This is a genomic window from Paenibacillus xylanilyticus (assembly GCF_013359935.1).
GTDB classification, from domain to species: Bacteria; Bacillota; Bacilli; order Paenibacillales; family Paenibacillaceae; genus Paenibacillus; species Paenibacillus xylanilyticus.
This window is the reverse complement of sequence record NZ_JABMCB010000201.1, coordinates 189,287-201,821: the sequence shown is the minus strand read 5'-3', so window position 1 is coordinate 201,821 and position 12,535 is coordinate 189,287. Positions and strand designations below refer to the sequence as shown.

Genomic DNA, 12,535 nt, shown 5'->3' with positions numbered 1-12,535 from the left:
TTCCGAAACATAGTCTGCTAAAATACAATTTGAGCTGTGCGAGCTCAAGCAGATCATATTTTGGGGAGGTTACCGATTCATATGAAACTCTGGAAGACATACGTTTCACTTCTGCTAACGGTTTGCTTACTGTTTGGCAGTGTAGGAATTGCGGCTGCTGCAACGGACACGACTCCGGGCACAGGTAAACACATTACGATTCTACATACGAATGACACACATGCACGTGCAGTCGAAGCTTCGCCTGCGATGGGCTATGCCAAAGTGGCCGGGATTGCGGACAAATACCGCAGCGAGAACCCCAACACCCTTTTGCTTGATGCAGGAGATGCGGTGCATGGCACAACCTTTGCAACACTCGTGAACGGCGAGAGTATCGTCAAAGTCATGAACGAAATGGGCTATCAGGCCATCGTTCCGGGTAACCATGAATTCAACTACGGCTCCGAACACCTCATCGAACTTGCAGATATGATGAACTTTCCAATGCTCAGTGCCAATGTGAAGAAAAAAGACGGAACACGTCTCTTCGATCCCTATCTCATTAAAGAAGTTGACGGTGTCAAAATCGGTATCATTGCACTGACTACACCTGAAACGATGTACAAAACGAATCCGAAAAATGTTGAAGGTCTGGATATTACTGACCCGACTGCGGAAGCCAAAGTGCTGGTGAACGAAATTCGCAGCAAAGTAGATGTTGTAATTGTACTCGGTCACCTTGGACAAGATGCTTCCAGTACAGACACTAGCTTCAAAGTTGTAAAAGAAGTTCCGGGTATCGATGTATTCATCGACGGACATAGCCACACCATCCTGCAGGACGGTCTCGTATCCGATAACGGGACATTGATCGCGAGTGCAGGAGAGTATACCAACTTTGTAGGTGTCATCGATCTGTGGGTAGATGGTGGCAAGGTAACGAAGAAACAAGCTACGCTCATTGATGAAACAGAAGCAAAAGATATTAAACCGAATGAAAAAGTAGAAGCACTCGTAAATTCCATTCAGAAAGAACAGGAACCAATTCTCGAAGAAGAGGTAGCAAATACTGCCATTCTGCTCGATGGTCAACGCGAACAAGTTCGTGCGGGTGAGACGAACCTGGGTGACCTGCTCGCAGACGCCCTCCGTGATGTCAGCAACGCAGATATCGCGCTCACAAACGGCGGCGGTATCCGTGCTTCCATTGAAGAAGGTACCGTAACCAAAGGCGACATTATCACTGTACTTCCTTTTGGTAATCAGGTTGTAACGCTTGATGTAAAAGGCTCCGATGTTCTCGCAGCCCTTGAAAACGGCGCAGCCTCCTACCCGGAACCAAGCGGTGGTTTCCCGCAAGTATCCGGCATGACGTTCAGCATTGATTCTTCAGCTGCTAAAGGCAGCCGCGTACATTCCGTGATGATTGGCGACAAAGCTCTTGATCCGGAAGCAACGTATACACTGGCTACCAACGATTTCACAGCTGTTGGTGGTGACGAGTACACCATGTTCAACAAATACACCATTACCGGCATGTACGGTGCAATGGACGAAGCGCTGATTGAATACATGCAAAAACTTGGCGCTGTAGATATCAAAACAGATGGCCGAATCAAGGAAGCGAAAGCACCTACAGTTGAACCAGAAGCTCCAGCTGCAGAGACACCGGCTCCAACTGCAGAGACACCGGCTCCAACTGCACCGAAGCCAGAAACACCAAAACCGGAAACACCAAAACCAGAAAAACCGTCGAAACCGACACCGAACAAACCTGCTCCAGCCAAAGTATATGTTGTTAAATCCGGAGACTCCCTGTATTCCATCTCCAAAAAATACAACACAACCTGGCAAGCACTGCAAAAATTGAACAACATCAAAAATCCTCACTGGATTTATCCGGGTCAACAACTGAAACTGCCTGCTGCTTCTTAAGTTAAGGCAAGATCTGATATTAACGTGATCTGCTTCACGGTACGACAGGACCAAGAGGGATCATAACAGCAACGACAAAAAGGGTGTTCCTCAAGCCAACATGGCTGAAGGAGCACCCTTTCTTCTTCGTATTTGGAAGCAACAATGAGATGCTGCTGACTTGTTAAACCAGCACATATAACCGGGAAAGGCTTTGCCGTAAAAATAAATCCGTAAACGTACTTCATCGTACACACGCTTCCAGAGTCCCTAACCACGGACTATAGAAAATATATGCATAATTGCCACTATCACGCGATTTTCCCGCCTTCCAAGCAAACAAAATGGACAACTTTGATTTGCATACCTGCACTTGTTTGTATGGTTAAACATATTCCCCGGGATGTCTACTTTTTAATTTGCCAATATACAGAATACACCATTAGTAAAGACTAGTTATTTGGTACGATATTACGCAGACACTTCTGCATATTTATATGTCTATAGACCTTCTTTTCCTTCTTTCTTCCGCATAATACGCCTAATAAGCATTTTCGCATAATATTCGGACCTATAAATATGTCACTTTACGATGTAACTGTACAGTGTTCTGATCCACCAACGGATCAGACTTTATCTGAGCTGGAGCACTTCCTTTGCATGATTCAGTGCCTCTTCTACACTCATGCTGATCCGTTTTGTCTCCCCTTTGTCGGCAAGAGCATGAGAGCATAATTCGACACGCTGCTCTGCAGCGTCCCTACCCACCACAATTTGAACAGGCAGACCAATCAATTCCGCATCCTTGAATTTTACGCCAGGCCGTTCATCCCGATCATCAGTCAATACGGTGTATCCCGCATCCAATAATTGTTGTTCAAGTTCCAGGACAAGCTGACGCTGCTGTTCATCCTTCCAGCTGACCGGAATCAGATGAATTTGATAAGGGGCAACGGCTGCTGGCCACCTGATTCCGTCATCTCCTGCATATTGCTCGGCAATGGCAGCCATCAGACGGGAGACCCCAATACCGTAACAGCCCATCACTGGTGCACACTGGCGGCCATTTCGATCCAGAAAGGAAGCCCCCATCGCATCGCTGTATTTGGTACCCAGTTTGAAGATGTGGCCTACTTCAATGCCTTTGGTAAACACAAGTTTCGCTCCACATGCCGGACAGCTATCTCCTTCAGCTGCAAAGCGGATTCGTTCCACTTTCTCCAAGGCAAAATCAATTCCCGGACGTACATCGGAATAGTGCATATCCACTTCATTTGCCCCCGTAATGGCACTCTCCATTGCAGCCACATCAGCGTCCACCACCATCGGCAAATGGAGATCGATCGGACCCAAGAAACCTACCACCAGATCAGAACGCCCTGCAAGCGCCTCTTCATCAGCCAGAATGAGTTCCTCCACGCCCAATACCTGCTTCAGTGCAATGTCATTGAGTTCATGATCTCCGCGAACAAGTGCAGCAACCAGTTGACCATCTGCTTGATAGAGCAGCGTTTTGATCATGTGCTCTGGTCCCTGGCCCATAAAGGAACTGAGCTCGGCAATGGAACGAATGGCAGGTGTATGAATTGGAACGGGCGATTGTTCCAAGGCACTGATCTGGGATTCATTCACGGACTCGGAAACGTCTTTGCTCACCTGCTGTTCTGTATCCTGTGTTACAACTGCAGTGGTCTGATATCCTGCCTTCTCCAGATTTGCAGCATATCCGCAATCCTTACAGGATACAATTGTATCCTCTCCCACATCAGCCAGTGCCATGAACTCATGCGTTTCTCCCTGACCGCCTATTGTGCCTGCATCTGCCTCTACACGAATATACTCCAGGCCACAGCGCTCCAAAATCCGTGAATACGCCTTATTCATCGCCTGATACGTATGGTCCAGCTCTTCCCAGTCGGAAGCAAAAGAGTATGCGTCCTTCATGATAAACTCCCGTCCCCGTAACAAGCCAAATCTCGGACGCCGTTCATCCCTGAATTTGGTCCCGATCTGATACAATGTGAACGGCAGCTTCCGATAGGAGTTCACCTCATCGCGTGCAAGAGCAGTCACCACTTCTTCGTGAGTTGGTCCAAGGGCAAACTCCCGCTCATGCCGATCCTGCAGACGCATCAGTTCCGGTCCATACTGATTGTACCTTCCGGATTCTTCCCATAGTTCCGCAGGCTGCATAATAGGAAGCAGTACTTCCTGACAACCGGCACGGTCCATCTCCTCGCGGACGATCCGTTCAACATTGAGCAGCACACGTCGCCCCAAAGGCAAATAACTGTATATCCCTGCAGCCAGCTGGCGAATCATGCCAGAGCGGAGTAACCAGCGATGCCCGGCTGCATCCGCCTCTGCTGGCGCTTCACGTAATGTTGGAACAAGCATTTCACTTTGACGCATCCATTCCACACCCCTTATCTTTCTGATCGTTTTTATTGCAAACTAGCGCTTGTAAACAGCAAAAAGACACATTCGTCAAGGGACGAATGTGTCGTGGTACCACCCTTATTTAACTGCGCATTTCAGTTCGCTGATATATCCCAAGCTTCCCTGAGCATGCTGAACAAACCGGTCCCGTTCACCATATGTCCAATGCGAGATCACGCAGTCCTTCTTGGGCATAACGGGCCCTTCCGGCGGTGGTTGCAGCCTGATGGCATTCTCCTCCGCAGCTCGCGAGGTGGGAACTACGAAGCAGCAACAGAAACCTCACACCGATCGGTTCCCTCTCTGCCTGAAGCCGGCTTACGTAATCATATCCTCGATAATCGCTGTTAGCATTTTTGATCACATTAGAGCATCTACAAGAAATTGTCAACTCCTGTGTGCAAATCGAGTATGCAGTGAAAATGAATTGCAATACAGGCTGACATCCCGCAGGCTTCCCTGTAATATAGAGAAATAGAACATGTATTAATGATAAAGGAGCTTGTCCTATGCCATATATTATCTATGATCTTGAATTCACGGTTAGCCGTAATGCTCGCTACTCTTCTGAAATAATAGATATCGGTGCGGTAAAAGTTACAGAGGGAGCGGACGGCCTTTACGTATCTGACACGTTTCATACATATGTTCGTCCCTCCAACAAATCCGTCCTGTCGACTGACACCATTCAATTTACGGGAATTACGCAAAAAGATATTGATGCCGCTCCACTTTTTCCAGAGGCACTGCAAAACTTTATTGCCTGGATGGGGAACGATGTGTATTACATGTGTTCCTGGGGGCCGGATGACCGCAGCAAATTGATTTCCCATTGTCGTACACATCAACTTGATGTTGCCTGGATCACGAACCACAACGATCTGCAGCAGCAGTGGTCGCGAACTGTTCGCAAGGAAGGCAAATTCCGTCAGCTGGGCCTAACCCAGGCACTGGAATTATGTGGAATTGAATTCGACGGTACTCAGCATCGTGCATTGGATGATGCCATTAATACCGCCAAAGTATTCATGCATCAATTTGACCGCTTCAGTCTGGAAACCAATTGTGCCGCTGATGATGAAGGAATTGCATCCAAAGTCGTCTATTCAAGCAGCACAGATGATGATGTGAAGGAATCACCTTTTGGCAATCTGGCACATCTGTTCAAGACTAACGAATAGCATGTCCACGTTAACTTCCGCTTCATGACGCAAAAAGGAACGCCTGTTACGCCGGATTCAGCGATATATTTGCTGCCAGCGCTCCAGACGTTCCTTCATCATGATCCGGTATGCCTCAGGTTCAAGGATCTCAGCCTCTGGCCCATATTGGGCAAGCCACCCCATGAACTCATGATCATCACTCAATATGGTCTCAAGCAATAACGTTCCCTCGGGTTCCATCGTTAAAATGGGACGCACCAAAAATCTTTGCTTCATCACATGTTCAACTGCATCGCGGGAGAAACGAATCTTGAAGGCAATCCTCTCTTGCCCTTGACTGGCTCCCATCGTACGTAAATGGGATTGCAAGAGGAAGTCATCTTTGCGGAATGTACGAGGCAGAATCCGAACTTTCTGTAGGTTCCCTACTTCATAGATTTGTAGCCTCTCCGAAAAATGACAGTATGCCAACAAATCGAAGCGGTACTCACGAGGAATCAGACCGTAGGGATCAAGTCGCACAATCTTCTTCGTGCCTTGAGAGAGATGTTCTGCTTCAATCGTGTTTTGTGAAATGCCGGCTTGAAGCAGGGTTACCAGTGAGTTATCCCTCTGTTCTTTGTCATTTTGCCATGCGGACATTCCAATTTGAAATAAACCGCTAATTTGCTCCGACCATTCCACCCGCTCCGTTTTGTTCTTCTGATTTGATGCAACCACTTTCTCATATGCGCTCTCAAAGGCAGGCTTCAGCAAAGGGCGGATATCATCCATAACTTCCGCCAGATGTACAAAAGCTTGAGCTTCTTCGTCAGACCAGTTTAACGGATACATGGCAAAGTGGCTGATAAATCTGTACCCTCTGCCATGTCCCATATTGGCGATCGGAATATGCATTGCGCTGAGGGCCTCCATGTCGCGATATATCGTCCTTTCCGTTGTCTCGCACCGCTCGGCTAGCTCACGGGCAAGAATCCCCGGTTTCGCCTGCACAAGAGTTATAATGCGCATTAACCGGATCAGTCGGTCTGTCATTTTGCCGGACCCTCCACTTGTTGTTCAAAAAATTCGATACAATCCCAACCAACTTATCATTATGATATATAGTACATTCGACTCATTCTTTATTTTCACCTTTAAATTCTATGTAGAAACATCCTTTTTTATTTGGTCATCAATAGTTCTTTGTCCCTATTCGCCTGACATGGCTTTTCCATGGCTGTTATGTGATGCACCATACGTAATTTCATAGTGGTGACGCAGTTTTTCCACAATCTCAGCCTCCTGGTAATAATCCAGATCCTGTTTGCGAGCCGCTTCGATTAACAGAGCATCTGCGTGCCTGCGAAGCAGATTGCTTCCCTCTTGTGCACGGCCTCTTTCATAAGCTCGTAAGGCTTGTTTGATCAAGGGTACGGTCTCACTTAATTTAATCGTCTTCTCTACCTTCGGATCCTCCGGCTGTCTCAACATTCCCAAATGACTCGTATATTGAATATATAATTGCTCCCGACGCAGCAGCACTCTCTGACTTTGCTTCACCTTGCGTGTACTCCAGTAGGCAGAGCATATGGCTGCTTTTCCCGATACACGGGGGCCCATCGCAAATTCAAGCAGAATCTGCTTACTTTCCCCCTTGTATACGTCGCCAAGCCGCAGAATCCAACCGATGTCCGTCTCTTTGGATCGGCAACCATAAATCCCTTTAAGTTCAATTCCAAATTCCGGTTTGAGCAAAAGTTCCATGTCTCTCGATACAATTTTAGGTGCTACTTTCCTAAGTCTTTTGGCAGGGGCCCCGTAACGCCATTCAACCATCATATATACGGGGTCGGCCCCTCCTGTCGGTATGGCCTCTCTATTCCACGAATAACATACTTCAAAGACTGAGTTCACTGGTAGTCTCTCCCCCGATTTATATGTATTATCTTATAAGTTATCAGGGTGAATGGACACTATATTGTCACGGAACATATGTTCGTATAATATTTTTCCAATAAAATAATTTTTCACCCCCAAATCCGCCTTAATACGACAAAAAACGACGAAAAAGCCTGGCATTAAGCCAAGCTTTTCTTCTCCGAATTTATGACAAGTCCCAACTTAGAGGGTAGATTGATTCATCCCCAAATCAGTCATGGATGGTGCCCATTCTGGCTCTGTCACCGGGGCATAGGTCACGCTGTCAATGATCAATTTACGTCCAATTGGCTCGCCGTTTACTGTAATCATAATTGTTTTGGTTGGTGTGGTTTGTTCTGTCGTATACATAAATTTCTTCTCCTTCGTTCACGATCTTTTTCCAAAATCGGATATATTGTTATTTTTATAATTTTCGTCATTGTGAATGGCAAACACCCGGAACCGGGGTAATGATATATTGTCAAACTGTCCGCGTGCTGCCTTGAACGTATATTACCCTGCAGATCGCTGAATTAAACAGGTATCTACTCTTGGAAAAAATACAATGCCCTGAACCCAACACGCTGGTTTTGACGTATAATGTAAGAGTCGTATTTCAACAAATAATGACGAATTCGGCAGTAGACAATCCTCACCGAAAGAAGGTGCCAATGATGCCAAAACCCATCAAGGGTCATTACATTCGGGTGTTATTCACCACTTGCATTTTATTCACCGTCTCTCTGACATCAACCGTAAGTGCAGCTAGTGCCAATATATTTTCAGACATATACAGCGGGTGGGAACGCGTCTCCGAGCTACCCGGGGAAGTGAACGCCCTGCAGGAAAGCTACCAACAAACGCTGAACCAACTTAATGAGACTTCGGCTCAATTGGGACAAGCCCAAGCCAATGTGGAAGCATTCAAGGCCCAAAATGAGCAATTAATAGAACAGAATCAGAAACTGACCGATATGGTCACCAAACTGCAGGAAGATCAGGATGCCAAAAATGCCACGACCAAACGCATCCAAACGATGATTATTACTGTAATTTGCCTCATACTAGGCTATTTCGTTCTGATTCGTGTTATGCGTTGGGGAATGCGTCGTCGTTCGGGCCGAGTATAAAAGAACAGGAGCAAGCACATGCACATTCACCTGAACAACACCGAAGCCGGCGGAGCTGGACAAGTGGTTACTTTCTCGCTGGTCCAGGATGACCGGCTTCATATTTTGCATCCTCAGCAAATCGTTGCCTTTCGCGGCTCGAGCGGCAGCCGCAATGACAAGTTCATGAACATCACAGGCATGGTTCGCAAAAAAAAGCTGATCAAATCAGAAATCACCGGGCCTTGCCAATTTGTGGCGGCACTGCCTCCTGGATTCACCATGAAGGAAGTTGAACTCACCGAGAACAGCGATTTGCTGTACGATTTTCGGCATCTCTTTTTTTACTCGGACGGTGTGACCATGCATACCAAAATTCAGAAGATCAAAAACATGCTGATCACTCAGGATGCGGTCAAAATGAAGTTCTCCGGCAAGGGCAAGATTGGACTGCTGACCCAAGGTCAGGTCTGCCAACAGGAACTGCACCCTACTGCTCCACTATATGTGGATGCAGGCAGCATCATCGCTTATCCCGAAAATGCACATCTGGAACTCACTGTGTATGGAAACAATCTCGCCAGCCAGCATATGAACTACCACTGGAAAATGACGGGACAGGGCTCGGTGCTCTTCCAGGCAGGACGCGAGAATAGCAGACTGGAACGGGACCTTAATGACGAAGGGCTATTTAAACGCATTCTCAAGGAAGTTATTCCCTTCGGCAATGTGTTGATTAAATGAACTGCCCGGTGATCACCGCATTTATGATGAGCATTTTGCAAAAATCCAATTAGCGACTCCCAATCTTCAATATATAGATCGAAATGGTCCTATTCGTCTATATATTGCACCCTGGAGCGAGTGTAATCGAATGATGCAAAATACCGATGACACAAGCGGGGTGGTCACCGGGCGGTTTCGTGTTATAATGGTTCAGACAATTGAAGAAGAAAATCCATGCCTTCGGCATGGGAGAGGTTCGCGAACTCCCTCTATAAGACGTTGACCCTGTAATGGTCATTACAAGTCTTGCGTACACAATGATAACGTACGTAAAAAACTAAGGACACTTTTACCGTGCTGCTTTTTTGAAGCAGTTTAAGGGAAGGTGTGTTTTTTGATGGATGCCAGTTCATGAACTTCTCTGTTCTTCCGACACTCTGTGCCTAGGTGCATGGATTGATCTTAAGAAGATGGAGAGGTTTTTTTATGTTGAACGAAGAAAAAGCGGTCGTCGTATTTAGCGGCGGTCAGGATAGTACCACCTGTTTGTTCTGGGCCAAGCAGCAATTTGCCGAAGTCGAGGTTGTCACCTTCGATTATGGACAACGCCATAAGCAGGAGATCGAATGTGCTGCCGCCATTGCACATGACCTAGGTGTACAGCAAACCGTGCTGGACATGAGCCTGCTCAATCAGCTTGCGCCCAACGCACTGACCCGTACCGATGTCGAGATTACTCATGAAGAAGGCGAGCTGCCCAGCACATTTGTGGATGGACGCAACCTGCTCTTCCTCAGTTTTGCGGCCATCCTGGCGAAGCAAAAAGGAGCACGTCACCTGGTTACAGGTGTATGTGAGACCGATTTTAGCGGATATCCGGATTGCCGGGATTCGTTTGTTAAATCGATGAATGTGACCCTCAACCTGTCGATGGACTACCCATTTGTCATTCATACTCCGTTGATGTGGCTGGATAAAGCTCAAACGTGGAAAATGGCAGATGACCTCGGAGCCTTCGATTATGTACGCGAGCGGACACTGACCTGCTATAACGGGGTGATCGGTGATGGATGCGGTGAATGTCCTGCCTGCAAATTGCGCAAAGCCGGACTGGATCGCTATGTTGAGCAGCGCGCCGCTGCCGGATCCGTGGGAGCAGACGTACGATGAGGGAGCCAGGAACGTTCCGTATTGTTGAGCATCTGCAGCGGATTGGAGAGGATATTCTGCCATCACAGCTGCGTTACCACCGCAAACGTGTACTCGTCAGCAAGGAATTCACCTTTGATGCTGCGCATCATCTGCATTGTTATGAAGGCAAGTGCAAAAACCTGCACGGCCATACGTATAAAGTCGTTTTTGGCATTAGCGGTTATCCGGGTGAAACCGGGCTGACCGTTGATTTTGGACATATCAAGGATATATGGAAAACACAAATTGAAGGATATCTGGACCATCAGTACCTGAACGAGACTCTTCCCCTTATGAATACAACGGCTGAGAATATGGTCGTCTGGCTGTTCGAACAGATGGAACATGCGCTGCAGACTGAACCATATGCCGGGCTTACTGAAGGTGGCCGAACCGAATTCGTGCGCCTCTACGAGACACCAACCAGCTACGCCGAGGCTAGACGGGAGTGGATGATCGATGAGTAGCTTGCAAGAAAACGCGGCTTCTGCTTCCGTACGAGGCCAAGAGAAACGGATCCCCGTGATGGAAATCTTCGGTCCGACGGTTCAAGGCGAAGGCATGGTGATCGGGCAGAAAACCATGTTTGTCCGCACCGCGGGCTGCGATTACCGCTGCTCCTGGTGCGACTCGGCTTTTACCTGGGACGGCAGTGGCAAGGACCAAATCCGGATGATTACGCCGGAGGACGTATGGGCAGAATTGCGCCGCGTTGGCGGTTCGCGTTTCTCCCATGTAACCATCTCCGGCGGCAACCCCGCCCTGCTCGCCTCGCTGGGCGGCCTGGTCTCCCTGCTGCGGGAGCACGGTATCCGCACAGCGGTGGAAACGCAGGGCTCCCGCTGGCAGCCTTGGCTAGCAGACATTGACGAAGTTACGGTCTCGCCCAAGCCGCCTAGCTCAGGCATGGACACGGACTGGGACGTGCTGGATGACCTGATCGGACGATTATCCGCTGGACAGGCGGAACGCAGCCACAGTCTGAAAATCGTAATTTTCGATGAAACAGACCTGGATTATGCCCGTCGTGTGCATGCACGGTATCCCGGCACAGATTTGTTTTTGCAGACCGGAAACCCGGATGTCACTTCTGCGGATACGCCGGATCTGGCGTCATCCCTGCTCGCCCGTTATGAATGGCTGATTGATCAAGTCAGTGCATCGGACGACCTGAACGATGTCCGCGTGCTTCCCCAGCTGCACACCTTGGTGTGGGGAAACAAACGCGGCGTCTGATGGACAGTATGGGTGGAATGGGCAGCATGATGTAATTTTCAGGAACAACCAAAGGCTTTGAATTCAAGACCTGGGATCCCTATCATATATACCGGCAAGCTTCTCGCTTGAACGGAACGAGGAGAGTTAAGACATTGACGAGACAACCTGATGAAATGAAAGATGTGACGCTGCTGGGCAACCAAGGCGTGAAATATACATTTGAGTATGATCCTGAAATTTTGGAGAGCTTTGATAACAAGCATCCGTACCGCGATTATTTTGTAAAATTCAATTGCCCAGAATTCACGAGCCTTTGCCCGATCACGGGTCAGCCTGATTTTGCCACCATTTATATCAGTTACATTCCCGATGTAAAAATGGTAGAGAGCAAATCCCTCAAGTTATACCTGTTCAGCTTCCGCAACCACGGTGATTTCCACGAGGATTGTGTGAACATCATCATGAATGACCTGATCAAGCTGATGGACCCCCGCTACATTGAAGTCTGGGGCAAATTCACGCCGCGTGGCGGCATTTCCATTGATCCGTACACCAACTACGGCAAACCAGGAACAAAGTATGAACAGATGGCTGAACATCGCATGATGAACCACGATATGTACCCGGAGACGATTGATAATCGTTAATTGGCCAGCACTTCTGCTATTCTTTACTAAAAAAACAAGCCAAACTCTTCACATGGAAGATTGTTCGGCTTGTTTTTTCATGTTCAATTTCTAATATCAATTTTGAAATTACCATAATGACAGCATCGTTTGCAGGCACGTATCCATCAGTGAAGTTCAGGTGAAATGTGCCACCGAGTATTCATGTTAATAAGAACGGCTAAGAGGGTATTCAATAAACGAAACGAAAATAACCATAAATGTG

At 47.7% G+C, this 12,535-nt stretch carries 12 protein-coding genes; 8 read left to right on the top strand and 4 right to left on the bottom strand.

Translation table 11 applies throughout. The annotated features are described in order from the left end of the window. The first annotated feature begins 81 nt into the window (after positions 1 to 81). The gene (locus HP552_RS25150; protein ID WP_175398128.1) at positions 82 to 1,917 is read left to right on the top strand and encodes a 5'-nucleotidase C-terminal domain-containing protein; all 1,836 of its coding nucleotides are present in this window, start codon (positions 82 to 84) and stop codon (positions 1,915 to 1,917) included. A 612-nt stretch (positions 1,918 to 2,529) separates the two neighbouring features. Here HP552_RS25150 and HP552_RS25145 read toward each other — a convergent pair. Then, a complete protein-coding gene (locus HP552_RS25145; RefSeq protein WP_175398127.1) occupies positions 2,530 to 4,308 on the bottom strand; it encodes a proline--tRNA ligase in 1,779 nt (592 codons plus the stop codon). A gap of 536 nt (positions 4,309 to 4,844) precedes the next feature. Here HP552_RS25145 and HP552_RS25140 point away from each other — a divergent pair. After that, on the top strand, positions 4,845 to 5,516 hold the full coding sequence (locus tag HP552_RS25140) for a 3'-5' exonuclease (RefSeq protein ID WP_175398126.1): 672 nt from the start codon (positions 4,845 to 4,847) through the stop codon (positions 5,514 to 5,516). A 57-nt stretch (positions 5,517 to 5,573) separates the two neighbouring features. On the opposite strand, the gene HP552_RS25135 is transcribed toward HP552_RS25140, so the two are convergent. From HP552_RS25135 to HP552_RS25125, 3 genes are all read right to left on the bottom strand, one after another. Next, positions 5,574 to 6,533 carry a helix-turn-helix transcriptional regulator gene (locus HP552_RS25135; RefSeq protein ID WP_175398125.1) on the bottom strand — a complete coding sequence of 320 codons (960 nt, stop codon included), beginning with the start codon at positions 6,531 to 6,533 and terminating at the stop codon, positions 5,574 to 5,576. Positions 6,534 to 6,689: 156 nt separating this feature from the next. Beyond that, positions 6,690 to 7,394 carry a hypothetical protein gene (locus HP552_RS25130; protein WP_175398124.1) on the bottom strand — a complete coding sequence of 235 codons (705 nt, stop codon included), beginning with the start codon at positions 7,392 to 7,394 and terminating at the stop codon, positions 6,690 to 6,692. 207 nt (positions 7,395 to 7,601) lie between these two features. Then, the gene (locus HP552_RS25125) at positions 7,602 to 7,769 is read right to left on the bottom strand and encodes a hypothetical protein (RefSeq protein WP_175398123.1); all 168 of its coding nucleotides are present in this window, start codon (positions 7,767 to 7,769) and stop codon (positions 7,602 to 7,604) included. A gap of 302 nt (positions 7,770 to 8,071) precedes the next feature. On the opposite strand from HP552_RS25125, the gene HP552_RS25120 reads away from it, so the two are divergent. The 6 genes from HP552_RS25120 to queF all read left to right on the top strand — a co-directional run bounded on the left by HP552_RS25120 (position 8,072) and on the right by queF (position 12,291). Then, entirely contained in the window at positions 8,072 to 8,530 is a 459-nt protein-coding gene (locus HP552_RS25120) for a hypothetical protein (protein WP_175398122.1), read from the top strand. 18 nt (positions 8,531 to 8,548) lie between these two features. After that, positions 8,549 to 9,253 (top strand): AIM24 family protein, encoded by a 705-nt coding sequence (locus HP552_RS25115; protein WP_175398121.1) that lies wholly within the window; start codon positions 8,549 to 8,551, stop codon positions 9,251 to 9,253. Positions 9,254 to 9,724: 471 nt separating this feature from the next. After that, positions 9,725 to 10,405, top strand: a complete 681-nt coding sequence (gene queC, locus HP552_RS25110; RefSeq protein WP_175398412.1) for a 7-cyano-7-deazaguanine synthase QueC — start codon at positions 9,725 to 9,727, stop codon at positions 10,403 to 10,405. After that, positions 10,402 to 10,893, top strand: a complete 492-nt coding sequence (queD, locus tag HP552_RS25105; RefSeq protein WP_154893068.1) for a 6-carboxytetrahydropterin synthase QueD — start codon at positions 10,402 to 10,404, stop codon at positions 10,891 to 10,893. The genes queC and queD overlap by 4 nt, the downstream gene beginning before the upstream one ends. Then, positions 10,886 to 11,662 (top strand): 7-carboxy-7-deazaguanine synthase QueE, encoded by a 777-nt coding sequence (queE, locus tag HP552_RS25100; protein WP_175398120.1) that lies wholly within the window; start codon positions 10,886 to 10,888, stop codon positions 11,660 to 11,662. Before queD ends, queE begins: the two co-directional genes overlap by 8 nt. Positions 11,663 to 11,817: 155 nt before the next feature. After that, positions 11,818 to 12,291 carry a preQ(1) synthase gene (gene queF / locus HP552_RS25095; protein ID WP_175398411.1) on the top strand — a complete coding sequence of 158 codons (474 nt, stop codon included), beginning with the start codon at positions 11,818 to 11,820 and terminating at the stop codon, positions 12,289 to 12,291. Positions 12,292 to 12,535 lie beyond the last annotated feature (244 nt).